Here is a 25,876-nt window from a genome sequence, read left to right as displayed (position 1 = left end):
GTAGCTCTGAAATGGTGGTTCTTACTTTCCATTTTAACCTACGATGTGCAGCAATATGGAGGGCTATTTTTGCGGTTACGTTCATCATAGCTAGCCTGAAAGCGCGAAAGCCTGAGACCAATTGAGTTACTACTTACTCTATACTCTATCAATCGGATACAAAAAGAATCCCCCTTTCATTCCTCAACCGAAATGAGAGGGGGATTCTTCATGCAATGAAAAGCCGGAATTAAAATGGAAGAAAAGCAGCGTTTGGAGAGCTTGACTAGAGCTTGCTTAATGATAAAGTAGATCTTACGTAAAGCTGCGTATAGCCAACTTATAGCTACGTATAGCCTACTTGCAGCCGACGCTCAGCCTAGACATCAGCCTTATACAACGGCATTAATATCATAAATTCAGTTCCCAAGCCTACCTGACTTTGTACGGTAATATTCCCACCATGCGACTCCACAATCGAGCGGGTAATGGCGAGACCGAGACCTGCGCCACCTTGTTTGCGCGAACGAGAACTGCTTGTGCGGTAAAATCGCTCAAAGATATGGGGCAGATGTTCAGGTTCAATGCCTGTGCCGTTATCTTTCACTGATAATTCAGCCTTATGATACGTGGCATATAACGTTATGGAGATGGCTCCATGCTCAGGATCGGTGTGCTGCACCGCGTTATGGAACAGATTCAGCACAACCTGCTTCAGCTTGTAAGGGTCAGCCAGTACATATACTTCAGCCGTCAGATCGAGATGAACGGATCTTTGCTGAGCCATCATGGCAAGTTGTGGTTGCATTTCGAGCAGCAGACTGTCCAGCTGAATGACCTCTCGCTCCTGCTTCGGAGTCTGATCGAGCTTGGTTAGTAACAGCAAATCTTCCACCAGCTTGTTAATTCGTACAGATTCGCCATGCATGCTGTCCAGCGCTTTATACAATTGATCTTGATTGGTCGCTGCACCCCGCTGCAGTACTTCAATGAAGCCGTGAATGGAGGTGAGCGGGGTACGAAGCTCATGGGAAGCATCAGACAAGAAACGCTGCATCTGCTCTTTCGATTCCCGCTCTGCTTCAAACGAATTCTCCAGCCTTTCAAGCATGCCATTGAATGAAACTGCGAGCTGATCCACTTCCTCTTGTCCCTGAACGACGGGAAGGCGTTCTGCGAGGCTGCCTGCATCGATCTGTTGTACTTTATTCACCATGTTAGATAGAGGAACCAGTGTCCGGCGTAATACCTTAGTGTATAGAATCAGACCGGCTACCATGGCCAACAGCGATAACATGAGGAAGATTAGAAGCTGTTTAATAATCAAGTCTCTCAGTGGCTTCGTAGCCGTGCCCATCTGCACCATCGGTAAACCGCGATTGCGTGGACCGGGTGAAGCGAATACAATCAATTGCTCATTCCCTTGGCTATCCGTGACGATCCGGTAGGGAATATGTTTTTGTTCTTTCAACTCATCTGTAATGTCCTGATATTCAGCGGTTGATAGTTGAGGGGCTTTCAGACCATCTTCTCCAAAAACATCCTCGAACGTACCTTGGTTATCAAACAGGGCCAGTGAACGGTCAGGAATAAACAGCACCCGATTACCAGACCCGTTTCCAGCCTGTCCACCAAAAGGATTGTTGGAAGAGCCGTTACGTGACTGGATTCCGAGCCAAACCGGGGGCATGGACATGAGCTGTTCTTCCATGGTTTTTGCCTGATTCCGGTAGAGAAAGCTTTCCATGATCCAGAATTGCAGGATACCGATTAACAATAACAGCCCAGCAAGCACGAACAGAGAACGTGAGAGCAATTGAGATCGTAATGAACGAGGCCAGATCCATTGGTGCAGACGTCTTAAACGAAGTTTATTTTTCTTAGGCAGCGAGTTCATCAGAGATCCACCCTGTACCCGACACCCCGAAGCGTACGAATGAGTTTATGCTCTTTATCCCCGAGTTTGTCGCGCAAGGAACGAACGTAAACCTCCACAATATTTTCTTCCCCGCCAAAATCATACCCCCAAACCCGGCTCAGAATGGTCGCTTTGCTAAGTACAATTCCATGATTAAGCACAATAAATTTTAACAGTTCGTATTCGGTAGGAGATAACTCCAGGACCTGATTCTGATAGGTGATTTCTTTGCGCTGATCATCAATTCGGAAGGGACCGTGGGTGACGGCTCCTATTAATAAAGGAAATTGATTCCGCAGTCTGGCCTGAATCCGGGCGAGCAGCTCGTCAAAGGCAAAGGGTTTGATCATGTAATCGTCAGCACCTAACCAAAGGCCCTTAACCCGATTCTCGACTTCATCCTTCGCTGTCAGCATAATTACACCAACCTCGGCACCAGTCTTACGCAGACGCTCGACCACTTCGAATCCATCCATCTCTGGCATCATGACATCCAGAATAGCCATATGTGGCTTGAATTCAAGCGCCAACTCAAGCGCAGCGGCTCCATCGGGTGCGGTGCGCACATCGAAGCCCTCATTGCTTAATCCAAGCTCTAGAAATTGTAAAATATGCGGTTCATCATCAGCCAATAGTATTTTAATTCCGCTGCTAAGCTTCATAATGTGCTTCTCTCCTTGCCTGATCCATCTAGATTTCTCCCTCACTTCGGAGGGACTGTATGTTGTATTATCGCTTGCCAAACTGAAATTTAGCTGAAAGGATTGTGAATTATCCTCAGACAACATTCAGCGGGCACTCATCCCAGTTTTATTTTGGCATGTCACAATACTAGACATGAAGAACTTTGAAGGAGTGATTAACATTGAATAACACCAAAAGAAGGATGGATCTTGTCCTTCTGCCGATTGTATTACTGGCGGCATTTCTGAATGGGTACGGTATCTGGAACGATCAATATGCCAATTCCTATTATACGACTGCCGTTGGGAGTATGCTCAGCAACTTCCATAACTTTTTCTATGCTTCACTAGACTCGGCAGGCTCGGTCACTGTAGATAAACCACCTGTTGTCTTCTGGATCCAGACGGCCTTTGCCTATGTCTTCGGATTGCACGGATGGAGTGTTATTTTGCCGCAGGTATTAGCGGGAATCGGTTCGGTGCTCCTGATCTATTTCATGGTGAAACCTACATATGGTCTTGCAGCAGCACGAATCTCGGCACTTGCGATGGCGACTGTGCCTGTTGTGGCGGCAGTCAGCCGGACCAACAATATTGACAGCATGCTGGTGTTTACACTACTGCTGGGTTCATGGTTTTTGTTCAAAGGCAGCAAACAAGGCAGTACTTGGCGCATTCTGGTTGCCTTTGGGTTAATAGGCGTAGCCTTTAATATGAAAATGCTTCAAGCCTACATGATTCTCCCGGCTTTTTACTTGTTTTATCTGCTTGCATTTCAGGCGAAATGGAGAAGGAAGATCATCCTGCTGATCGGCAGCACAGCAGTTCTGGCGGTGGTTTCCTTATCCTGGGCGGTCACTGTGGATTCTATCCCCGAAGACGAGCGGCCTTATATCGGCAGCAGTGAGACAAACTCGGTCATGGAACTCGCCTTTGGATACAATGGACTGGCTCGCCTAACGGGTCAGCAGAATACTGCAGGTAACGCAGGTATGCCAAATGGTATGGGACAGGGAAATAATCGGGGCAATCGAGGAGACTTGTCTTCAGGCCCTAATCAGACAGATAGTGGTGTTCCTGGTGCTGGGCAAGATGTCAATGCACCGGATAACGATAATATGAATGGTTCGAACGGCTTGAACGCCATGGGCGGCATGAATGGGCCGAATGGCAATTTCCCGAACGGACAGATGCCGAATGATATGGAAATGCCAAATGGAAGAAATTTCGGCGGAGGCATGGGAGGAATGTTTGGTACGGGGGAAAAAGGTCCTCTGCGTCTGTTCCAGACTGAACTGTCAGGTCAAGCTAGCTGGCTGTTGCCAGTTGTGCTGCTTGGGTGCATTGCCCTATTTGCAGGGTTAAGACGGAGAAATATAACCAGCAAGCACAAGGAAGCCTTGTTCTGGATGACATGGCTGCTTCCCGTTGCTGCCTTTTTCAGTGTGGCAGGCTTCTTCCATCAGTATTATCTGATTATGCTTGCACCTCCAATTGCGGCGCTGACTGGCGCAGGATTTGTAGCGATGTGGAAGTCATATCGTGATCGCGATGGATGGCAGGCATGGTTGCTTCCGGTGTCCGTGCTGCTGACGACCCTGTTCGGCTGGTATATCATGCAGGCGTATAACGATACGATTGGTGCAGGCTGGTCCATTAGTGAATTGATCGCAGGTATTCTGGTCACGGTCATCCTGGTCGTTATGCTGCGTCGTACACATCGTTTGAAACAGGGCTTCATTATCACGGGATTCATGGTGATGCTGATCGGTCCAATCTACTGGGCATTCACCCCAATCACTTATGGCGGCAACAGCATGATTCCGGCAGCAGGACCTACTGGTTCCAATGGTATGTTTGGTGGAACAGGAATGGGCATGCCGATGGTGAGCGGTGCAGGAAACACAGAAATGCCTACAATGGGTGGCCGTGGCGGAATGGGTAACCGTAACGAAGAAGTGGATACAGCCACACTGAATTATCTAAAAGAGCACAATACAGGCGAAACGTATCTCTTCGCCACAACAGACTATAATCAGGCAGCACCTTATATCATCGATGAGAAAGCAGCGGTGATTACGCTTGGAGGTTTCTCCGGGTCAGACCCGGTGTACACAACAGATGAACTGGAGCAACTCGTCAAGAGCGGGCAAGTGAAATACTTCATGGTTGGTGGCATGGGTGGCCGAGGAGGAAACTCGGAAATTAGCGATTGGATCAAAGAACACGGAACCGAGATTCCAACGTCAGAATGGCAGACAGGCACCGACAGCGAATCTACGGATAACGGAGACACCGGAAACAGAACTGGATTCGGATTCGGCGGACAGACTACCTTGTATGAAGTGAAATTGTAAGCTGAAATGAAAAACTCGAACGAAGTCCATTGGAAAAGGGAGGGGACAAACATGGCTCACGCGTACCGATATAGCATTATTATTCCCATGTATAACGAAGAAGCGGTGATCGAGGAGACTTATCGGCGTCTGAAGAAGGTCATGGGCAGCACAGGAGAGAGTTATGAACTGTTGTTTGTTAATGATGGCAGCGTGGATCGAAGTGCACAGATGATCCGTGATTACGCCCGTTGGGACGAGAGTGTCAAACTGATCGATTTTGCCCGTAACTTCGGACATCAGATTGCGATAACAGCGGGTATGGATTACGCAGTGGGGGATGCGGTGGTTATTATTGATGCGGATCTGCAGGACCCTCCCGAACTGATACTGGATATGATCGCCAAATGGAAAGAGGGTTATGAAGTCGTATATGCCCGTCGCACCAGAAGAAGTGGGGAAACTCGTTTCAAGAAATGGTCGGCAAGTCTGTTCTATCGTGTACTTCGTGCTTCAACGGATACAGATATCCCGGTAGACACCGGAGATTTTCGCCTGATTGACCGCAAAGTATGTGATGAGATGAAACGTCTTCCGGAGAAAAACCGGTTTGTGCGCGGGTTGGTCAGTTGGGTCGGATTTCGTCAGACTGCGATTGAATATGAACGCGATGAACGTCTGGCAGGCGAAACAAAATATCCGCTGAAACGCATGTTGAAGCTAAGCCTGGACGGCATTACTTCATTTTCGTATAAACCGCTCAAGCTCGCAGGTTATGTAGGTGCAATCCTGTCGGTTGGCGGATTCATCTATATGTTAACGGTTATTGTTTCGGCCATCTTTACAGATTCAACAATTAAGGGATGGCCATCCATTGTGAGTATCATGCTGATGTTTAACGGATTCATCCTGATCATGCTGGGCATTCTGGGCGAGTACGTTGGCCGTATCTATGATGAGACCAAGGCGCGTCCGCTATACATTGTGAGAGATGTAGTTCAGGCCGAGGGCCAGCAAGCGCAATCCCGATTGACAGCCCGAGTTGCTCATCATGACTAAGCGTCTAGTGACACTCTTCAAGTTCGGTATTGTGGGTGTTGCAAATACGGCAGTGGATGCGGTGGTGTTTGCTTTGCTTGCAGTGGTCGGTGTACCGGTTCTGATGGCTCAAGTAATCTCGTACAGCTGCGGTGTTGCGAACAGTTATTGGCTGAACGGCAGGTGGACTTTTCGAGATACGGCACGAGGGGGCGGCGATAGAGCGAAATTTATTCGTTTTCTAATCACCAATCTCATCGTTCTCGCATTATCCGCCCTCATTCTGATGACTTTGCACGATATGCTGGGTTGGAGTCTCGTGATGAGTAAAATCCTGGCGACCTTGATGGGGATGGTTCTGAACTATATGGCTAGCAGATATTGGGTGTTTCGTATCGCTACTTAGCTGCCCACAGCGTGCAATATTGGTTATAAGAAGCAAATGAAAGGAGTGTATGATGATATGCGAATTAAAAAAGCAGTTATTCCGGCAGCGGGTCTCGGAACCCGTTTCCTGCCAGCGACCAAAGCACAGCCCAAAGAGATGTTACCGATTGTAGACAAACCGGCCATCCAATACATTGTTGAAGAAGCAGTGCAATCAGGCATTGAGAATATCCTCATTGTGACTGGACGCAACAAAAAATCCATAGAGGACCATTTTGATAAATCGGTTGAACTTGAACATTCTTTGTATGCCAAGGGCAAACAGTCTTTACTGGAAGAGGTGCAGGCCATCAGCGAGATGGCAAATATTCATTTTATTCGTCAAAAAGAACCGTTGGGTCTGGGGCATGCCATTGGGTGTGCACGGCAATTTGTAGGGGATGATGCTTTCGCTGTACTGCTGGGAGATGACATAATGGTGTCTGATCCGCCTGCACTTGCACAGATGGTACATCTCTATGAAAAGACAGGCAACCAGATCATCGGTGTCCGTCAGGTAGACGCGGCAAATGTGAGCAAATATGGCATCATTGACTCGAATGGTGCAGAGGACCGGGTTCACCGGATCACCAATCTGGTTGAAAAACCTTCTCTTGCAGAAGCACCATCCCGAACAGCTGTAATGGGACGATACATTCTGAAACCTTCCATCTTTCCAATCCTGGATCAGATCGAGAGAGGGGCTGGAGGGGAATATCAGTTAACGGATGCTTTGAAAGAAGTGAGTCAGGTGGAGGAACTGTTGGCCCTTGAACTGGAGGGGCGCCGCTACGATATTGGTGATCAATTCGGATATATTCAGGCAATCTTGGAGATCGGACTGATGCGCAAGGAATTACAGCCCATGCTGACACCCTATCTTCAGAAGCTTGCAACCCAGTGGGCATAGGGATTGATATGTAGCAGAGGTTTAGATCTGCTATAGGACGAGTTCTCCTCCGTGCCATGGTTCTGTCATAGACTCTAGTGTTGTACAATTATTCCAGTAACGCTACAATTAGCAAGAAGTTTAGGTTGCTCTTTGAGGAGTGAGGAATCATGAATGAATCTATCATCAGGGACCTTATTAAGTATATGGACGTGGAGGACAACGCCGCCATTCAGTACATTCAGACCGAGCATCGGATGAAACTGGGACTCTTTTGGGGGATACAGGAAGGCAGCCGGGTTCTGGAAATCGGGTGTGGTCAGGGAGATACAACGGCCGTGCTTGCACATCTGGTGGGGGAGCACGGGTACGTTCATGGTGTAGATATTGCACCGGAGGATTATGGTACACCGCTGACCGTAGGCGAAGCGGCAGCCAAGCTGCGGAGATCTCCACTGGGTGATCGAATTCGAATGGATTATGATTTTGACATTTTAAGTGATCAGGTTCAATTCACCGAGAATGAGTTTGATGTTATTGTACTTTCCCATTGTTCTTGGTACTTGAAATCGTTTGACGAACTCGCCGAGATTCTTAGCAAGGTTAGGACGTGGGGACATGAGTTATGTTTTGCAGAATGGGATGCCCGAGTTACAGATGTGAGCCAGCTCTCACATTGGTTATCCGTTCTGATTCAGTCCCAGGTCGAATGTTACAAGGAGAACAGCTTCTCCAATGTGCGCACGCTCTTTACACCGGAGGACATCCAAGAGCTTGTCTCTGCGGCAGGCTGGACGATTAAGGAAGAGAATTCGATCCATTCTCCCGAGCTGCAGGACGGTCGCTGGGAAACCGAAATGACACTGGCAGAAGCGCCTGTGGAACTGAAACTGCTTCCGATCCCGGACAAAGTAAAGACACTTCTTCTTTCCGAACTGAAATTACTTAAGACACATCATGTCTCGGGGCCAGGGAGCCCACTGGGAACGTATGCGATGGTTGCCAAAAAGCAGTAAAGAAATAGCTATTTGCAGTATATTATAAGAAAAAAGTCCATCACGTACTTTTCACAGAAGACAGACCGTTTAGCTGAATTTTTTCTTGTGATAATTGAATGGTTCAGCTCCGCTGGAAACATATAAATGCCATAATCTAAAAAAATGTGTTTACTTCATCACAGTAATTTTGATATTATAATCGCAATATCAAATGCGACGAAGAGACGAGTAGATAAAATTCATTCTTTCAAAGAGAGCTCCGGTAGCTGAAAAGGAGTAAAGAACTTTTTATTGAATAAAGACTCAGAGCAGCACATCGGAACTTAGCATTAAGGGATGGTGTGACAGGAGCTCCTGTTACAGAGCTAGAGTATGAACGGTCTACAGCTAGCAACATGGTTGTAAACCTTTACTTGAAGAGGCGGATATGGTGACATATTGGCGAATCTGGGTGGTACCACGAGAGTTCAATCTCGTCCCTGAGACTATTGTCTTGGGGATGGGATTTTTTGGTTTTTCCGGGGTGTGACTACACGCTTTGGAATTGCCTGAATAGTGTTAATTAGGAAGTCAATTTCATAATACGTTTTTGGTGAGTTATGAAATTGGTCAAAGAGAAGAATCACTTAAACTGAAAGGAAATGATGATTGAATGTCAGCAAAATTGAAAGTTGGTATCGTCGGAGGAACAGGAATGGTGGGTCAGCGTTTTGTGGACCTGCTTGATCAACATCCATGGTTTGAAGTAACAGCTATTTCTGCAAGCGCCAATTCGACAGGTAAAACATATGAAGAATCCGTACAAGGTAGATGGAAACTCGCAGTTCCTATTCCGGAAGCTGTGAAGAAAATCGTTGTTCAGGATGCTTCCCAGGTTGAGGCTTTTGCCAGCCAGGTTGACTTTATTTTCTGCGCGGTTGATATGAAAAAGAATGAAATTCAAGCACTCGAAGAAGCTTACGCTAGAACAGGCACACCTGTCGTGTCCAACAACTCAGCTCACCGCTGGACAGCAGATGTACCCATGGTAATCCCTGAGATTAACCCGGGACATCTGGATGTTATTGAAGCTCAACGCAAGCGTCTGGGTACAAAAACCGGATTTATTGCTGTAAAACCAAACTGCTCGATTCAGAGCTATGTGCCTGCACTGCACGCCTTGCGTGAGTTCAACCCGACTCAGGTCGTTGCTTCCACGTATCAAGCAATCTCGGGAGCAGGTAAAAACTTTACGGACTGGCCTGATATGCTTGATAATGTCATTCCATACATCGGTGGCGAAGAAGAGAAGAGTGAGCAGGAACCACTACGGATCTGGGGTAGCATCGAAAATAATGAGATCGTCAAAGCATCGGCTCCATTAATTACAACCCAATGTATTCGTGTTCCAGTAACGGATGGACATCTTGCGACCGTGTTTGTAAACTTCGAGAAAAAACCAAGCAAAGACGAAATTTTGGAGCGTTGGTTGCAGTTCAAAGGTCGTCCGCAGGAACTGGCTCTGCCAAGTGCACCAAAACAATTCATTACGTATTTTGAAGAAGAGAACAGACCACAGACAAAACTGGATCGTGATATCGAACGCGGAATGGGTGTATCCACAGGCCGACTGCGCGAAGACTCACTCTATGATTATAAATTCGTGGGATTGTCCCACAACACGCTCCGCGGAGCGGCAGGTGGTGCGGTTCTGATCGCAGAACTGCTTAAAGCCGAAGGATATATTCAACCGAAATAAGTGTAAAGGCATCATGAGCAGCAGATTTCTGAACAGCATATTTCATGAAAAACCATCACTTGTTGATGGTTTTTTTTGTATTGTGAACAGGGACCAGAAAATGGGCAGGAATAGATTAAAGAGATTCCAGTAGAGGGTTGTAGTGGCGTAAAACGCCGACAATGTTGTCGGCGTTTTTTACTCAGGCTCATTTAGATATACATAATGTAAGAAATAGCCTATATGTTTAGAACATACGTGAGCTATATCATGTGAAGTTTAAGATACTATGCTAGTTTGCTGCTTCATAGCAGCTGCTGGGCACTGAGCCGAAACCTCGGCTTCAGGAAGACTGCGACTTTTTAAACGGGATGCAGGACAACTCCCTTCTTCGTCACGCTTGGTTTCCCAATTGACCGGGTTGGTCATATCCGGGATGCGCTGCTCCAAAATGGCCTGATATTGACGTGCTTTCTCTTCCAAATGGGCTACGCGGCTCTTGGCCTCTTCAAGCTGAATCAGCGCCGCTTCCTTATACTCCATCATAAGTGCGAATCGCTGCGAAACGGTTGAATCACCTTCGAGGCAGAGATCGACGTATGTTTTAATATTTTCAATCGGTAAACCTGTCTGCTTGAGGCATTTGACGCCATGTAGCCAATTGATGGATTCTTCATCAAACACCCGAATATTATTTTTATTGCGTTGAATGCTCGGAACCAAGCCTTTATCCGTGTAAAAGCGAACAGCGTGCTCTGTGAGTCCCGTAAGCTGGGCAGCATCCTGGACAGTATACATATGTACTCCTCCTTCTAAAAAAATATTGGAGACCGCTTGACTTCGTGTAAGACGAAGGAGCTAGGGTTATTGTAACGCAAGTCGGCCGGAAGTGGAATCCTCGCTTCGTTACTGAATTTCAGGAATACGTGACCACTTGCGATTCACAATTGAACCATAGGAGGAATTGAATATGCAAACTGTAACCTTGAACAATGGAGTGAAAATGCCGATTATTGGCTTTGGTGTCTACCAGGTTCCCGATGCTGATGAATGTGAGAACACGGTATATGAGGCGCTGAAGGCCGGTTACCGCCTAATTGATACCGCTGCCGGTTACCTAAACGAAGAAGCGGTTGGACATGCAATTAAACGCAGTGGCATAGCGCGGGAAGAACTTTTCATCACGACCAAGCTTTGGATTCAGGATGCAGGATACGAAAGTGCCAAGCGGGCGTTTGCCAAATCGTTAAGTAAGCTGCAGCTCGATTATCTGGATATGTACCTCATTCACATGCCGTTTGGTGATTACTACGGCGCATGGCGTGCGATGGAAGAACTATACCGTGAGGGCAAGATCAGGGCTATCGGTGTCAGTAACTTCCTACCTGACCGCCTGATGGACCTCATCGTCCACAACGAAGTTGTGCCTGTTATCAATCAGATCGAAACTCATCCGTTTCAACAGCAGGTCGACAGCGCTGTTTTCATGAAAGAACAGGGGATACAGCACCAGTCATGGTCCCCGTTCGCCGAAGGTCGCAACAATTTGTTCAGCAACGAAGTCTTGGTTTCCATTGCCGAGAAACATAACAAATCCGTCGCCCAGGTTGTACTGCGCTGGCTTGTGCAGCGGGATGTTGTTGTTATTCCAAAATCAGTACGCAAAGAGCGGCTTATCGAGAACTTCGATATTTTCGACTTTGTACTAAGCCCGGAAGAGATTGCAACCATTTCCACACTGGATACCAAGGAAAGTCTATTCATGAAGATTGATAATCCTGAAGTTGCCAAGATGCTGGGCAATATGAAAGTGGATTTGTAGCCAAGAACTGATTGCTAGGTTTACTAAACGTAGCATTATCGTTGCACTTGAAGTAATAAAAGCAATCCAATGCAAAACGCCGACAATCATGTCGGCGTTTTTTTCATCCAATATTTTGCTAGGCCGCAGATGTCTTATCTGACTTTTGCAGAAGCTGAGAGCGACGACCGAGCAGATAACCTGTTAATGAAGCAAGCATCTGCTGGAATACCATGCCTAGAACAACCGGGACAGCAACAGGTGGCGGAAAATAAGAAACAGCCAGTACTGCGCCAGCGCTGATATTACGCATACCTCCATTGAACACCAGAGCGACCTGATCGGCCTCGTTCCAGCCTAGCAATCGGGCGATGAAGTAACTTAGCGCATAACCGAATGATGCCAGGAAAATAATGATGACCGCAAGACCAGCCAACTTCCAGTTGAAATCAGCCAAGTAGGGCGCAACGACAGATCCGTTAATCGCAACGACAGATGCCATGAACAATTTGGATAACGGATTCAACCTTGGTCCCCAGACCGGGACAATGGCGCCTTTGGTCCACTCATTCAGCAGCATACCGAGCAGGGATGGTACCACAATCATCCAGAACAGACTGCTCATCATGGCTGCTGTGTCCAGTGTGACACTGGTTCCGATTAACAGGGATAACACCCCGGGCACTACAAAAGGAGCAAGCATGGTATCAATCAAGATGATGGATAGCGTAAGTGCGATATTGCCCCGATATATACTGACCCAAATGAAGCTGCTTATTCCTGTCGGGATCACGGCTGCCAGAACCAGGCCCGTTATGGTATACGCATCTGTAGGGAAAACCAGATGACCCATACCGAGAGCAATTAGAGGCATCGCCAAATGCAAAATAAACAGACATACAAACAGGGGGAACGGCTTCTTCAGCACGTTCACAAAATCCCGTATCCCAAGACTGATACTTCCAGCGAACGTCATGAACGCAAAAAGCCAAGGAGATAAAAAGGTATAAGAAGAAAGAAAACTCCCGCATAACACGCCAATAATAATACTGATTGGGGTAATCAGTGGCATGATGCGGTTCAAGCGATGGTTCAAGGCTTGAAGCATAATCATGACATCCCTTTACCGTGTGATTTTACTATTATACATGTTAATAACGTTGGCTGCAGACCCATTTGCAATGAAGCAGTCTGAACAGGTATCATGGAATTGGAACAAGGATTCCGATCAGGAGAAGGGGAGATGATCATGTTTATAAGAAAAAGAAAGCACACATTAATGATGACAGGGCTTATTGCATCAAGTATTCTTTTGATTTCGGCCTGTTCTGTCGTGGAACAAGCTAATCAAAGTCTAAATTATGTGAGTGGGGCTACTGATTATATAGAACAGGTATCAACCGCCGGGGCTGATCTGCAAGAGCTCGCATCAAGTGCGGTGAATAATCCGGAGACTACAACGCAGATTCAGGAGAAAATCGATCTGATCCAAGCAGAAGCAAGTGAATTTTCTCAGTTGACTGCTCCTGCAATAGGAGAGAGCATTCATGAAAATCTGGTTAGTTACAATACTCAATTAACAGAAGTTGTGGGCAATTTCGAGAATACAATTGCAGAGCAAGGTTTTACGGCAGAAAATTGGGAAAAGACGGGCATTCCTGAACTGATCACGAACATCAATAATTTGAAAGATCCGCTAAGCGGACTTCAGGGTGAATAAGTTGAATTAACTTTCAATATGGAAGACAACACAGTTTGAAATTTTCATATTTTATAAGGGCGAGATATCGGGATGATTGAATTACCGTTATGCTCGCTTTTTTATTTTCCAAAAACTCATGCATATTTAATATCACAGGAGCTAGACTATATCATGTGAATAGGAAATGTATATTACATTAATCTCATATTGATGTGAAGATGATCTATGGTTTGACAAGGTTGGGACAGAGGCGTATGATGAACATATAGATTAATAAAGTATAGTTACTTACTATAAGTTTATAATTGCACCTAAAACTATTTTGCCAAAGGAGAACTGAGTCATGACCCAACACAATGGAAAAGTAATCATTATTACAGGTGGAGCTAGTGGTATTGGTAAAGAAACAGCACTTCAACTTTCGGATCAAGGTGCGACTATTGTTGTCGCTGATTATAATGAAGACGGAGCGAAGAAGCTTGCGGCACAGATTGAAGCAGCAGGCGGAACAGCGGGCGCGTACAAAGTAGATGTATCCAAAGGGGACGAGATCAAAGCCCTGATCGACTGGACAGTTGAGCAATATGGTACGTTAAGCGGTATTTTCAATAACGCAGGCATTGGACTTGTGAAGCCATTTCTGGAGATGGACCCGGAATCCTATCACAGAGTCATTGATGTAGATCAGCACAGTGTATACTACGGTATGTATTATGGCGCGAAAAAAATGGTTGAATTGAATGTACAAGGTACTATTGTAAATACAGCTTCGATCTATGGAAGTGTTGCTGCAGTAGGCAGCTTCAACTACAACGCAGCCAAGGCTGCTGTTGTTATGATGTCCAAATCCGGTGCATTGGAACTTGCTGAGCATGGAATTCGTGTAGTTGGTGTAGCACCTGGTTTTATCGAAACACCGATTTTGGGTGATGACCAAGCCATGAAAGATGCGCTTGCTACTCAACATATGCGTGGAGAGCTCATTCAACCGGAGAAAGTAGCCAGTGTGGTTACATTCCTGTTCAGTGATGCAGCAAGTGCAGTGAACGGTACAACCGTAGCCGTAGATGATGGATTCCTCAGCTTCAAAACCAAATAAAATAAGTAACCTTTCTAAAATTAAGAGAACTCATCTCAAAAAAGAAAAACAGAAAAAAACGGTGCAGAACGATTTATTCGTTTTGCACCGTTTTTGTATTTTCATTTTGTCGAATCATCCCGAAATTTCAGAGATCGTGATACAATTAACAAGGGTATAGCTTTGTATCATTTTGTGGTGTCATATACAATTCGAACTCCGAGAGAGCCATAACTCTCTTCTTTGTAATGACATTGAGAACAGGTTTTGGTCGAACATAACGCATCGTTATGAACTTGTAATTTTTCGTTGCACTGTGGACATTTATTTTCAAAAAGAGTCTTCAACACGTTAAACATGCTTAATCACTCATTTCGGATTAATTTACTTGGTTTTTATTATAACGGATAATATTCGCTGTGTATACCACTTTTGAGTGGTGTTGAAATGATATTTATATAGCACGAAAGGAAGCGCATAACCGATGGATCTTCTGCTTTTTGTCATCATGTTTATACTGGGTCTGGTCGGTTCATTCTTCTCCGGTTTGTTGGGTATTGGTGGGGCCATTATCAATTATCCGCTGCTGTTATATGTTCCATCCTGGATGGGATTGGAGCCGTTCTCAGCACATCAGGTATCGTCGATTAGTATGTTTCAAGTGTTCTTCGCTTCACTTGCCGGTGTGATTGCATTCCGCAGAAAAGTAAAAACGGGTAGAAGTGGTGGAGCGATCGTTCACCGCGGTTTGGTGCTGTACATGGGCTCCAGCATTCTTGCTGGCAGTCTGATCGGCGGGTTCATATCCGGTCATCTGGACGGAAGGGTTATTAATCTGATCTATGGCATTCTGGCGATCATCGCGATTGTGCTTATGCTGATTCCCGGAAAGGGAAAGCTTGATACCTCAGAACCACTGGTGTTTAACCGATGGATTGCAGCAGGTACTGCTTTTGCAGTAGGCATTGTATCAGGAATTGTTGGTGCGGGGGGTGCCTTTATCCTTATTCCCATCATGCTGACGATTCTCAACATCCCCGTACGAACGACAATTGCTTCTTCACTGGCGATTGTATTTATCTCCGCCATTGGCGGCGTTATAGGAAAAATTACGGGTGGAGACATTCCGATGGACCCCATCATCTATACGGTGATCGGTAGTCTGCTGGGGGCATCCCTTGGTTCACGGGTTAGTTCGATGATCAATGTGAGGGTACTTCGATATGCATTAATCGTACTTATCGCCATCACAGCGGTCAAAGTCTGGTCATCCATTCTGTAAAATCACGTATATGGGAATGAACAATGACGATTTCGTAACCAAACGGTTGGATCGCCGTATAAAGGTTATGAACATGAGCTGAAGCGTTGGATACACGATCAAATGAGTTCAGTTTTCGTCCATGGAGCACCTCATCTCCTTTCATGGATACATGTTTAACATTAATAGAATTTGAGGTATCCACCCTATGAACAACGTACTCACAGAACAGGCTGATGCAGGATATCGGCTAGCTGAGCAGAAAGCATCTCAGTATTTCACCTCTCTTAGGCAGCAACTTATAGATAATACGTATACAACAGCACTTACCCAAGATATTCATGTATGGCAAAAAAAACATATTCATCGTTTTGCCTGGCTTTCTCTTTTATCACCTAGCAAAAGAAAACCGGATCCCCGGGATGTTCATAGATATATTCACTGGCTGAATACGACAGGAAAGCTGGATGATTACCTGGATCGGAGTATCTCCTATATTTATATGCGAGATCTGGGGCAAGCCCTTGATTCTCCGGGTACGCAGACCCGAATTCAGAACGTTGTCCAGAATACCAAAAAATACTTTGTGGGCTCTGCCACTGGGCGCAAAGGACAGACTGATTATATCAGTCTGGCTGCGTTGTACCGGTGGGGACAGAAGGAGCACATAGAATCCGCTGTCATCTGGGTGATGAACAAATTAAAGAATGTAGCATCCAACATCCCGAAGGAGCTGGATGCAGAGCAGGCGCAGCGGAAGCTGATCAAGATCATTCTCGGCGTGGTCCTTCATGTGGACGATGAGATGAATGAGCAGACACCACCTGAAGAACGTGCCCGGAGATTTGATGCGGCGATCCGACTGGGTTATTCGTACGGTTTGACGTATCCATTTGTGGATGACCTGCTGGATTCTCAGGCTTTGACTGTTCAGGAAAAAGAACAATATTCCCTGATGATACGTGATGCACTTCTTACCGGGGTCGTCCCTGATCTGGGGGAGTGGAAAGGCAGCAACCTTGAAGTAATTGAATATGTGCATTCCGAGCTTCGGGAAGCATTTGAGTACATCAAGAACTACCAGCATCCAGAAAAACGGCGCACGTTTTTAGAGCAATCCTATGTATTCTTTCAGTCTCAGGAGATCGATCGCAACAAGAAATTAGCCAATGCGAATTACAGCAATGAAGAATTGTACATTCCGATTATTATCAAATCTTCTTCTTCCCGATTAATCGTCCGGTCTGTTCTCAGTGCTCCAGTGGATGAAGGATTTGATCTGCGGACGTTCTATTACGGGATATATAATCAGTTGGCTGATGATTTTGCCGATATGTTTGACGATATGGAAGAAGGGGCAGTAACTCCATATACGTACTATTTGAAGTATCGAGATTTGCGCCCTGATCTGATTAATCCATATGAATTGTATTGGGCAGTCATCTCACATCTAATCCATGATGTTTACAACTCGGATGCCAAGACCCGTGAGGTCATACTGGATCGTGCCATTAACGGTCTGAAGCGCTGTAAAGAACGGTTGGGGCAGCAAAAATATGATGAAGTGATGACGATCTTTGCCTCGGGGCAGCCTGAATTCAATCAACTGGTTCAACAGATGGTGCGAAAAGCAGATGACGTTGATTTCCTGGATAAATTGTTACGCGATCAGGTTGTGCTTCAATTGAAAAATGACAAGCAGGAGAAAGAGGAGTTCAAACAGACCATTCGAACGGTTCGTGAACAGATTAATGTGGAGTTGCAGATTGTGAAGCCCGGTGGCCTTCATGAGATGAAAGAAACACTGATCGATGCAGCCAATTACAGCTTGCAGGGAGACGGAAAAAGGTTGCGTCCGATATTAACTTGGGTTATGGGCGTACGCGAGTATGGTCTACCTGAGTCATCCATTGTTCCGCTGCTAAGATCGCTGGAGTACATGCACACCGCTTCCCTGATCTTTGATGATCTGCCTACGCAGGATAATGCTTCGACAAGACGTGGACGTTCCACGCTGCACCATGTACACAATAGTGCCACAGCAGAGCTTACGGGTCTGTTTCTCATTCAGAAGGCGATTGGAGAGCAATCTTCATTGGATCGCTTTGATGCGGCAACCGTGCTCAGACTCATTCAGTATTCGGCTGAAAAAGCAGAGGATATGTGTATGGGGCAGGCCATGGATCTGAACTCCAAAGGCAAGGCATTGACGCTGGAGCAGTTGAACATGATCTGTTTTTACAAAACAGGCATTGCCTTCGAAGCTGCCCTGGTCATGCCAGCCATACTTGCCCAAGTGAAGGAACCGGAGATGGCTACGCTGAAAAAGTTCGCTTATCATGCGGGGATCGCCTTCCAGATCAAGGACGACTTGCTGGATTTCGAGGGGAATCACCTCATTCTTGGGAAACCTGCAGGTCAGGATGAGCGGAACAACAATTCCACCTTTGTATCCATTCTCGGTGATGAAGGCGCGAAGAAAGAGATGTGGGAGCATTATTGTCTTGCCACAGATGCATTGACCGAGATGCCGAAACCAATTCCATTTTTGAGACATCTATTGGATTATCTCGTTGGGCGGGAGCGCTGACCCATTTTCTCGCATTCCCTTACAACACATGACTTATTATGATATATAACGACAAAGGTCAGGATTCCATATGAATGGATTCCAGGCCTTGTTTGACTTTGTAGACACCAAACTTTTGAAAAGATATGTTTCGATAACTGAATTTTTGGGTACTAAGCTGGTATTGTGATTTTAAAACGATCCGATCCTTTGTGGAACAACTTCCTTCCAATTAAAATTAACTTTCGACTATTTAAAACTGAGTTTATATGCCAAAAGGAGAGTTTACAATGCAGGTTCAAAAGGTCGACCATCACGAATTGTTCGAGCAGATCTACAACCAAGCACCTATTGGAATTGCACTCGTTGCTCCGACAGGGGAATGGAGAAAAGTGAACCCCGCATTTTGCTGTATGCTGGGTTTTACTTATGAGGAATTAACGAAGCTCACCTACCAGGATATTACGCATCCGGATGATTCACCACAAGATGTGATGTATAACTGCGAGCTATTCGAAGGTAAATCTAAAGAGTATAAATATGAAAAACGTTATATCCATAAAAATGGTAATATCTTATGGATTTCATTGCATGTTTCATTAGTTCGTAGCGAAATTACGGATGAACCTCTTTACTTCATTTGCCATATTGTTGATATAACTGACCGCAAAATGTCTGAACAAAAGCTTCTACATAGTGAAGAGGTGTTCAAACTTATTACGGATCATGCTCAGGAGATCATCTATATTGCCGATCAGGAGGGTGTTTGTCGATTCTGCTCACCCTCAGTTCAAGGTTTACTGGGCTATTCGCCAGAAGAAGTAATTGGTCAAAATAATGATGCATATTTTCACCCACAAGATCTGGAACGGATCTCACAGATGGACCTGACTAAAGGAAATCTGTTGAATATCAGGGTCCGCCATAAAGAGGGGGATTACCTTTGGTTTGAAACCACATACAAAGTCTTTGGTGATGCGGAGCATGGACAGCAGATTCTTACGATTGGACGAGATATATCAGAGCGAAAAAAACAAAAGGATATCAGTGCTGAGGCTGAACGTATTGCCTTAATTGGTAGTTGGGAATGGGATATGGTCAAAGACCACATTACATTTTCAGATCAGATCTTTGAGATTTTTGAACTTGAACGGACCTGCAAACCATATCGTATAAGTGATGTTTTTGATGTTATGGATTCCGAAGATATAGCCTCTTTACAAAAACATATTACAGGGGTAAAACAAGGTGAACCGCTCGATTTTGAATACAAACATATCAGCTCTGATGGACGTGAGAAGTATCTTCACTTGCGCGGATTGATTACGCTTGATGAGCATCGTCAGCCAGTCCAGCTAAACGGAACACTACAGGATATCACTGAACGCAAACGCATCGAATTTAAATTGCAGGAATCTGTGGAGCGATACACTTCGCTTAAGAAATACAATCATGACGCCATTATCTCGTTTAACATGGATGGTAATATTATGAATGCAAATCCAGTAGCGGTGAAAATGACGGGCTGTCCCGTGGCTGAAATGATCGGTACAAGCATAAGCAGATTTATCGGAGCCAGTAATCTGGGTCTGATTCTGGGCAGTAATTATGAGATGGCTGAAAAGGAGATCAACGCTGTTCGGCACACGGATGGATCTGAGACAGAAGTCTTGGCTACGCTTGCTCCAATTATTATTAATAAATCCAATGTCGGGTTTTACCTGATTGCGAAGGATATTACGGAGCAGAAAAAACTGCTTGTAGCCAAAGAGACAGCGGAGAGAATGAATAAGGCCAAAAGTGAATTTTTGGCGATGATGAGTCATGAAATCCGCACACCTATGAACGGTGTAATTGGGATGACGGATTTGCTTCTGGATACTCCTGGACTTAGCGGGGAACAAAAGGAATATATCGAAATCATCCAGAAGAGTGGAGATTCCTTGTTGGCCATCATTAATGATATTCTTGATTTTTCCAAAATCGAGTCAGGCAAAACCGATCTGGTAGAAGATCCTTTTGATCTCGTTGAAATCGTGACCGAGACGGTGCAAATCGTAAAACCTCTGGCTCGTGAAAAAAAGCTGGATGTTCGTATGTGCGTAGAAGATGCTATTCCAACTCCAGTGTATGGTGATGCTTATCGTCTTAAACAGGTACTTACCAATATCATCGGCAACGCGGTCAAATTCACTTCAGAAGGCGGCGTGGAAATTAAAGTTGGGGTTAAGGAGCAGTGCAGCAATAACGTGCAGCTTTATTTTCAGGTAAAGGATTCGGGCATTGGCATTCCGGTTGAGAGGAAACAACAATTATTTGAACCTTTCTATCAACTGGAGAATTTTATGACCCGCAAACCTCAAGGTACCGGTCTTGGCCTTGCCATTAGCAAGAAACTGGTGGAGCTTATGCAAGGCGAGATCTGGATCGAGGAATCGGATGAACCGGGTACAATATTTATATTTACCGCCCAATTTAAATTAATTAATGGTGAAGAAAGCAACAGGTTGGATCTACAGCAGAAGAAGAGCAGAACATCAGCCTTACGGATTTTAATTGCAGAAGACAATGAGGTGAATCAGCTCGTCCTTAGCAGAATCGTTGAGAAAAAAGGGCACTTCGTGGATCATGTGGCGGACGGTGTTGAGGCAATCGAGGCTGTCAAACACAATTCATATGATATTGTCTTCATGGATGTGCATATGCCAAGGCTTAATGGGTTCGAAGCGACAAAAGTGATTAAAAATTCTTTGCACCCCGAGAGTTGTCCATACATTATTGCGGTAACTGCAAATGCGTTAAGAGGAGACATGGATAAATGCTTGAAGGCAGGCATGGATGCGTATGTCAGCAAACCGATTAAAATCGAATCCATTATGCAAGCATTGGAGACCTATTACATCAAATATAATCTCTGAGTGCACTAAAAATGGATTCATGAGCAAAAAGCTGCTAGCTTATCGTAAATAGGCTAGCAGCTTTTTTTTGTTGTTCCATGATTTTGTCCTCCACCCCTGTATCCCACAGATACGAATATAGACAAATCTCTAAGGATTTTTGATCCACAATTTGGAGATGTCCATATATCCGAATTCAGCTATCTGCATGCCGAAGATACTCTGATCCAGTTCAGCCTGCTTGTTCATGTGACAGCCATGCAAGATCCAGCAGTGATCACGTAGCAAGGCTTCAGCTTCATCCAGGAGCGCAGTACGGTCTGCCCGATGAAGCTTTGCGAAATGATCCAGTTTGCCATCCAGTAGAGACTGGAATGCAGGAGACATACACATATGAAAATGGTTGGACAGGTTTTTGAAAAAATGAATCATGCCGTACTGCCAATCTTCCTCCAGTATCTCTTCAGCGAGGATCAATTGTGCGTTCGTGGTTTCCTCTGAGTTGAAATAATCCACAACGGCTTGCATGCTGATGTTCATTCCGATAGACTGCGCACGACTCTGAAACCACTCCGCAACGTCTGTATCCTTATTATGCTTATATGATAATGTTATCGTCTCACCCTGGTACCCACAGTTATGCAGCAATTCACGAGCATGCTCAAGAGAGGCAGCGGTCCAGTCTTGGGCTGCACTTCTCCAGGGCAGAAAGCTGCTGGCTGGTGTGATCCGATTCCCACCGAGATCTCGGACAAGCGCGACCGAATCATAGACGATACGCAGGGCTTGTCGAAATAGGGGATGATGATGGATGCCTTCCTTGTGAAAATTGAACAGCATATACTGACAACCCAGCGCCGGATAATTGATACTGTTGGTCTGATCACATCCTGTTGCCAGACTCAATCGATCTGTACCCGGTAGCTCATAATAGCGATCATTCGGACTCAGGTCAGGCACAAACCAGAAATGGACTTGATCCAGATGCGGCCGGATGCCGTAGTACGCATCAAAAGCGGTAAGCTCCAGCACATCTTCATTCAGCTCAGAGATCTGAAAAGGACCGGTACCTACCAATGTATTGGCTACATTGTAATCGTAGGGCAGGATTGTCATCCGAATACAACTGAACAGATGCAAGAAAAACAGATTAGGACGATGTAGAACAAACTTGATGCAGTAATCACCAGCTACTTCCGCGCGTTCGATATCCCGATATAACCAGATGGACGGACTATGCACATCAGTCAATCGTTGCAAGGTCGCTTGGACATCCCGGGACGTCATGACACGTCCATTGTGGAAACGTACACCTTTTCGGAGATAGAAGGTCCATAGGCGATGGTCCTCGCTGCACTCCCACATGTGAGCCAGTGCTGGCAGAAATGATTCCGACTTGGCATCATAAGTGATCAATGTATTACAGACCTGGCTTAGCAGGTAGGTTTCAAATGCAGTATAAACAAAGGCTGGGTCCAAATCACCTAACTGGCGTGACCTCATGATTCGCAGGATATCCTGACCAGAGGCAGTTTCATCGTGGCTGTGAAATCCCATCTGTTGATGGAGGGAGAGCATGAGCTGTTCTCGCAGTGAATCATGCATCTGAACGTTTCCGATGAGTTCAATGGCGTCTTTCATTTTGCCTTTACCTAAAAGTTCTGTAAAACTCGCTTCCAGCGCCTCGTTCATGCTGCGCAGCATTGTTAGCTTCGAATGATGTCCACGACCACGCCCAGGCTGCCAATGGATAAAGCCTTGTTCCTCCAATTTTCTAAGAATGAATTTCACATTACGAGGGGTGCAGCACAAGGCAGCGGACAGGCTATCAATGGTTACAGCTACAGGTTCATGAAGTTTGAATGAAAGTTGTTCGGCGCCGGCGAGCCTTATAAAGTGTGTATTTAGGGTATCCATGGTCATGACTCCTCTATTAAAGGTGAAAAGTGTGATCATATGTTTACACTTTTCTTTCCCCCTTTTATCCTTACAATTATACATTAGTAGAGGTTGTTCAAAAAGTACTGAAAACCGTTCTTTTTGAACACGCATTGGAGCAGTCAGAATAGGAGAAGTTCGCATGAAGCAATATTTAAGGCAAATTCACCCCTTGGCATGGACGATTATTATCGGAACCATGTTTGGACGTCTTGTGACGTCAATGAGTATCCCGTTTCTATCCATCTATCTGACACGTGTGCTAGAGGCTACACCGACCCAGACCGGTATTACTGTGGCCGTTAGCTCGCTGGCAGGTGTCATGGTCAGCTTTTATGGAGGTTATATTTCGGACCGTATCGGGCGCAAAATCGTGATGTTAATCTCGGTATTTAGCTGGGCAGGTGTGTTTTTTATCTTTTCAGCAGCAGAGCATCTATGGGTGTTCTTTGTTGCCAATACGTTAAACGGATTATGCCGCGCAGTATTTGAGCCCACCTCCAGAGCGCTGTTATCGGATATTACTTCTCCGGAGAACAAATTGCTGGTGTTCAATCTCAGATATGCTGCAATTAATCTCGGTGTGGTCTTTGGGCCAATTATCGGATTTCAGCTGGGATCATCTGAATCTACGTTTCCGTTTGTGATTTCCGGCTTGGTATACATAGCCTATGGACTTGTATTATTTCTGCAATTCAAGCTACAGCATGCCAATCTGCCAGAGCGTCATCAGGCAACTGCACCACGTTTGCGTGAAGCACTTATGACCACCGGTCGCGACCGGGTATTTCTGCCGGTATTGATCGGTACTACATTTTGTGTGCTGGGTTACGGACATTTCAGTTCTACGTTGGCACAGTACTTGGCGAGGAGCCCGATCTTTGAGAATGGAAGCCAGATGTTCTCGTACATGCTTTCCCTGAACGCCGTGACCGTATTGATTATTCAGTATCCTCTTGTGCGAACCTTCCGAAACTTCCCACCGCTTGTTCCTCTGATTGTGGGTAACCTGCTGGTCGCAACCAGTCTGATGATGGTCGGAATCGCTGAAGGTGTACTCATGATGATGATGAGTGTCATACTATTTACCATTGGGGAAGTATTGTTGTTCACCATGATGGATATGCTCATTGACCGGATTGCGAAGCCGGAATGGAAAGGAACGTATTTCGGGACCATTGGATTCAATAATATCGGTAGTGTCATTGCTCCTGTCATGGGAGGGGTGTTGTTAAGTCAATTTGGAGCGGAGAATGGGTTCGCTGTCTTTCTACCGATTGCGCTGACGACTGCACTCGGGGTACCTTTTCTTCTGATCGCACATAGACGTCTTGTTGTTAGAGAGAAGCAAACCGAGCCCACAACATTAAGTATGTAGCGAGAATTGAAAAGTTTAATGACATGAATTAAATAACAATTCAGTTAAAATTATCTTGACGGATGTTAGTCCAGCGAATACAATAAACAACAAATATGTGAAACGGGTGGGATGATGATTATGTTTATGCCGAACCAGATTTCGAATCGATAACTGAATACGCATGAGCATAGTGACATTAATCCAATTTTTTTGCAATGATCGCGTTGGGACAGTCATGTTTGTGCACCTCTGTCGTGGACGCTCATCATTATTGCGATGCAGAGGAGATACGGAAATGCTTTGCATTTCATTCGATCTCTTTTGGCTACAAGCTGTAGATGAACATTAGTTCATCTATGGCTTTTTTGCATGCATTCCACCCAATTTGTTGCACATGGAAGGGAGAATTTGTTTTGCTTTTTGCAATGAAAATACCCTTAAGGGAAGAAAGAGAGGTAACCATATGAAGCAACCTGCCCAAAGTTATACCATTTGGTTCTCCCAACGCACGGGCAGTACTCTGTTGGGTGACGCTTTAAGTTCTACAGGTGTAGCCGGTTATCCGAGCGAATGGCTGCATTATCAGTTTAAAAGTCCAGATAATTTGAAGCATGAAGATCTGGAGCAGATTTGGAGCCATGGGACAACGTCGAACGGCGTGTTTGGCATAAAGATTAATTTTGAACAACGATGGATTGACGCTTTCCGTAGTCTCTATCATCTGCGACCAGAGTTATCGCGAGCTGAGGTATGGAGTACAGGGTTTCCGAATTGTAACAAGCATATATACATGACACGTCGCAACAAAGTCAGATTGGCGGTGTCGTGGTGGAGAGCCATTGTTTCGGGGGAGTGGCATCGCAAGCATGGAGATCGCCCTCACATACAAGATATTGCAGATCAATATAACTTTGATGCGATTAAACATCTGCTTGTCGAGAGTAACATGTGCGAAGCTGCAATCGAAGATTTCCTGTCTGAATCAGGCATTGAACCGCTGACAATTGTTTATGAGGATTTTATACAAGATTATGAGGGGACCGTCATGGATGTGCTAGCGTTTTTGGATGTTCAATCGGACGGTGTTACGGTATCAGCCCCGTCCTTTGACCCGATTGCAGATGAGATCTCTGAACAATGGGTACAACGATTTCGGGAAGAATGCCAGAGAGAATGGGAGAATGTAAGATGGTAAACACACTTGGAAAGATTCATCCGCGGGTCGGAAATGTTGCATTTATTGTTATTATGTATGATTCATCATAGTGAGGAACAAAGATGGTTTG

The 25,876-nt window shown here is 45.4% G+C and carries 19 protein-coding genes and 1 other annotated feature; of the genes, 14 read left to right on the top strand and 5 right to left on the bottom strand.

The window, feature by feature from the left end:
* Positions 1–358: 358 nt before the first annotated feature.
* Together J2Z28_RS29855 and J2Z28_RS29850 are read right to left on the bottom strand one after the other, a co-directional pair.
* Positions 359–1,876: a sensor histidine kinase gene (locus J2Z28_RS29855; protein WP_211085616.1), complete on the bottom strand. Its 1,518-nt coding sequence runs from the start codon at positions 1,874–1,876 to the stop codon at positions 359–361.
* Positions 1,876–2,559, bottom strand: coding sequence for a response regulator transcription factor (locus J2Z28_RS29850; RefSeq protein ID WP_036670730.1), 684 nt, complete (start codon positions 2,557–2,559; stop codon positions 1,876–1,878). The genes J2Z28_RS29855 and J2Z28_RS29850 overlap by 1 nt, the downstream gene beginning before the upstream one ends.
* A 203-nt stretch (positions 2,560–2,762) precedes the next feature.
* On the opposite strand from J2Z28_RS29850, the gene J2Z28_RS29845 reads away from it, so the two are divergent.
* From J2Z28_RS29845 to asd, 6 genes are all read left to right on the top strand, one after another.
* Positions 2,763–4,937: an ArnT family glycosyltransferase gene (locus J2Z28_RS29845; RefSeq protein WP_211085615.1), complete on the top strand. Its 2,175-nt coding sequence runs from the start codon at positions 2,763–2,765 to the stop codon at positions 4,935–4,937.
* A gap of 51 nt (positions 4,938–4,988) precedes the next feature.
* Entirely contained in the window at positions 4,989–5,975 is a 987-nt protein-coding gene (locus tag J2Z28_RS29840; protein WP_076249473.1) for a glycosyltransferase family 2 protein, read from the top strand.
* Complete coding sequence (locus J2Z28_RS29835; RefSeq protein ID WP_211085614.1) at positions 5,968–6,360, top strand: GtrA family protein; 393 nt, start codon at positions 5,968–5,970, stop codon at positions 6,358–6,360. Before J2Z28_RS29840 ends, J2Z28_RS29835 begins: the two co-directional genes overlap by 8 nt.
* 57 nt (positions 6,361–6,417) lie before the next feature.
* Positions 6,418–7,290 carry a UTP--glucose-1-phosphate uridylyltransferase GalU gene (gene galU, locus J2Z28_RS29830; protein ID WP_211085613.1) on the top strand — a complete coding sequence of 291 codons (873 nt, stop codon included), beginning with the start codon at positions 6,418–6,420 and terminating at the stop codon, positions 7,288–7,290.
* A 149-nt stretch (positions 7,291–7,439) separates the two neighbouring features.
* Positions 7,440–8,285, top strand: a complete 846-nt coding sequence (locus tag J2Z28_RS29825) for a class I SAM-dependent methyltransferase (RefSeq protein WP_211085612.1) — start codon at positions 7,440–7,442, stop codon at positions 8,283–8,285.
* A gap of 189 nt (positions 8,286–8,474) precedes the next feature.
* Positions 8,475–8,751 (top strand) — a binding site (T-box leader).
* Between the two features lie 168 nt (positions 8,752–8,919).
* Entirely contained in the window at positions 8,920–10,005 is a 1,086-nt protein-coding gene (asd, locus tag J2Z28_RS29820) for an aspartate-semialdehyde dehydrogenase (protein WP_211085611.1), read from the top strand.
* A gap of 258 nt (positions 10,006–10,263) precedes the next feature.
* Here asd and J2Z28_RS29815 read toward each other — a convergent pair whose 3' ends face one another.
* Positions 10,264–10,782: a MerR family transcriptional regulator gene (locus tag J2Z28_RS29815; protein WP_047842784.1), complete on the bottom strand. Its 519-nt coding sequence runs from the start codon at positions 10,780–10,782 to the stop codon at positions 10,264–10,266.
* A 172-nt stretch (positions 10,783–10,954) separates the two neighbouring features.
* Here J2Z28_RS29815 and J2Z28_RS29810 point away from each other — a divergent pair, with 172 nt between their 5' ends.
* The gene (locus J2Z28_RS29810; RefSeq protein WP_211085610.1) at positions 10,955–11,806 is read left to right on the top strand and encodes an aldo/keto reductase; all 852 of its coding nucleotides are present in this window, start codon (positions 10,955–10,957) and stop codon (positions 11,804–11,806) included.
* A 118-nt stretch (positions 11,807–11,924) separates the two neighbouring features.
* Here the strand turns inward: J2Z28_RS29810 and J2Z28_RS29805 are convergent, their stop codons facing one another.
* Positions 11,925–12,893 carry a bile acid:sodium symporter family protein gene (locus J2Z28_RS29805; protein ID WP_211085609.1) on the bottom strand — a complete coding sequence of 323 codons (969 nt, stop codon included), beginning with the start codon at positions 12,891–12,893 and terminating at the stop codon, positions 11,925–11,927.
* 135 nt (positions 12,894–13,028) lie between these two features.
* Here J2Z28_RS29805 and J2Z28_RS29800 point away from each other — a divergent pair, with 135 nt between their 5' ends.
* From J2Z28_RS29800 to J2Z28_RS29780, 5 genes are all read left to right on the top strand, one after another.
* The gene (locus J2Z28_RS29800; RefSeq protein ID WP_211085608.1) at positions 13,029–13,505 is read left to right on the top strand and encodes a DUF6376 family protein; all 477 of its coding nucleotides are present in this window, start codon (positions 13,029–13,031) and stop codon (positions 13,503–13,505) included.
* A gap of 325 nt (positions 13,506–13,830) precedes the next feature.
* Entirely contained in the window at positions 13,831–14,586 is a 756-nt protein-coding gene (locus tag J2Z28_RS29795) for an SDR family NAD(P)-dependent oxidoreductase (RefSeq protein WP_211085607.1), read from the top strand.
* A 463-nt stretch (positions 14,587–15,049) separates the two neighbouring features.
* Positions 15,050–15,847, top strand: a complete 798-nt coding sequence (locus J2Z28_RS29790; protein ID WP_211085606.1) for a sulfite exporter TauE/SafE family protein — start codon at positions 15,050–15,052, stop codon at positions 15,845–15,847.
* Between the two features lie 187 nt (positions 15,848–16,034).
* Positions 16,035–18,416 (top strand): polyprenyl synthetase family protein, encoded by a 2,382-nt coding sequence (locus J2Z28_RS29785; protein WP_211085605.1) that lies wholly within the window; start codon positions 16,035–16,037, stop codon positions 18,414–18,416.
* 269 nt (positions 18,417–18,685) lie between these two features.
* The gene (locus J2Z28_RS29780; RefSeq protein ID WP_211085604.1) at positions 18,686–21,313 is read left to right on the top strand and encodes a PAS domain S-box protein; all 2,628 of its coding nucleotides are present in this window, start codon (positions 18,686–18,688) and stop codon (positions 21,311–21,313) included.
* A gap of 129 nt (positions 21,314–21,442) precedes the next feature.
* Here J2Z28_RS29780 and J2Z28_RS29775 read toward each other — a convergent pair whose 3' ends face one another.
* A complete protein-coding gene (locus tag J2Z28_RS29775) occupies positions 21,443–23,209 on the bottom strand; it encodes an ABC transporter substrate-binding protein (protein ID WP_211085603.1) in 1,767 nt (588 codons plus the stop codon).
* Between the two features lie 163 nt (positions 23,210–23,372).
* Between J2Z28_RS29775 and J2Z28_RS29770 the strand changes: the two genes are divergently transcribed.
* On the top strand, positions 23,373–24,608 hold the full coding sequence (locus J2Z28_RS29770) for an MDR family MFS transporter (protein ID WP_211085602.1): 1,236 nt from the start codon (positions 23,373–23,375) through the stop codon (positions 24,606–24,608).
* Positions 24,609–25,053: 445 nt separating this feature from the next.
* Positions 25,054–25,785 carry a Stf0 family sulfotransferase gene (locus J2Z28_RS29765; RefSeq protein WP_211085601.1) on the top strand — a complete coding sequence of 244 codons (732 nt, stop codon included), beginning with the start codon at positions 25,054–25,056 and terminating at the stop codon, positions 25,783–25,785.
* Positions 25,786–25,876: the final 91 nt, after the last annotated feature.

Source organism: Paenibacillus xylanexedens, from assembly GCF_017874615.1.
GTDB lineage: Bacteria > Bacillota > Bacilli > Paenibacillales > Paenibacillaceae > Paenibacillus > Paenibacillus xylanexedens.
This window is presented reverse-complemented; position numbering and strand designations above follow the sequence as displayed.

Coding starts and splice junctions, on each gene's coding strand:
- J2Z28_RS29770 (WP_211085602.1), top strand. CDS start 23,373: ATGAAGCAATATTTAAGGCAAATTCACCCCTTGGCATGGACGATTATT.
- J2Z28_RS29835 (WP_211085614.1), top strand. CDS start 5,968: ATGACTAAGCGTCTAGTGACACTCTTCAAGTTCGGTATTGTGGGTGTT.
- J2Z28_RS29825 (WP_211085612.1), top strand. CDS start 7,440: ATGAATGAATCTATCATCAGGGACCTTATTAAGTATATGGACGTGGAG.
- J2Z28_RS29805 (WP_211085609.1), bottom strand. CDS start 12,893: ATGCTTCAAGCCTTGAACCATCGCTTGAACCGCATCATGCCACTGATT.
- J2Z28_RS29855 (WP_211085616.1), bottom strand. CDS start 1,876: ATGAACTCGCTGCCTAAGAAAAATAAACTTCGTTTAAGACGTCTGCAC.
- J2Z28_RS29810 (WP_211085610.1), top strand. CDS start 10,955: ATGCAAACTGTAACCTTGAACAATGGAGTGAAAATGCCGATTATTGGC.
- J2Z28_RS29850 (WP_036670730.1), bottom strand. CDS start 2,559: ATGAAGCTTAGCAGCGGAATTAAAATACTATTGGCTGATGATGAACCG.
- J2Z28_RS29815 (WP_047842784.1), bottom strand. CDS start 10,782: ATGTATACTGTCCAGGATGCTGCCCAGCTTACGGGACTCACAGAGCAC.
- J2Z28_RS29775 (WP_211085603.1), bottom strand. CDS start 23,209: ATGGATACCCTAAATACACACTTTATAAGGCTCGCCGGCGCCGAACAA.
- asd (WP_211085611.1), top strand. CDS start 8,920: ATGTCAGCAAAATTGAAAGTTGGTATCGTCGGAGGAACAGGAATGGTG.
- J2Z28_RS29840 (WP_076249473.1), top strand. CDS start 4,989: ATGGCTCACGCGTACCGATATAGCATTATTATTCCCATGTATAACGAA.
- J2Z28_RS29800 (WP_211085608.1), top strand. CDS start 13,029: ATGATCATGTTTATAAGAAAAAGAAAGCACACATTAATGATGACAGGG.
- J2Z28_RS29785 (WP_211085605.1), top strand. CDS start 16,035: ATGAACAACGTACTCACAGAACAGGCTGATGCAGGATATCGGCTAGCT.
- J2Z28_RS29795 (WP_211085607.1), top strand. CDS start 13,831: ATGACCCAACACAATGGAAAAGTAATCATTATTACAGGTGGAGCTAGT.
- J2Z28_RS29780 (WP_211085604.1), top strand. CDS start 18,686: ATGCAGGTTCAAAAGGTCGACCATCACGAATTGTTCGAGCAGATCTAC.
- J2Z28_RS29765 (WP_211085601.1), top strand. CDS start 25,054: ATGAAGCAACCTGCCCAAAGTTATACCATTTGGTTCTCCCAACGCACG.
- J2Z28_RS29790 (WP_211085606.1), top strand. CDS start 15,050: ATGGATCTTCTGCTTTTTGTCATCATGTTTATACTGGGTCTGGTCGGT.
- galU (WP_211085613.1), top strand. CDS start 6,418: ATGCGAATTAAAAAAGCAGTTATTCCGGCAGCGGGTCTCGGAACCCGT.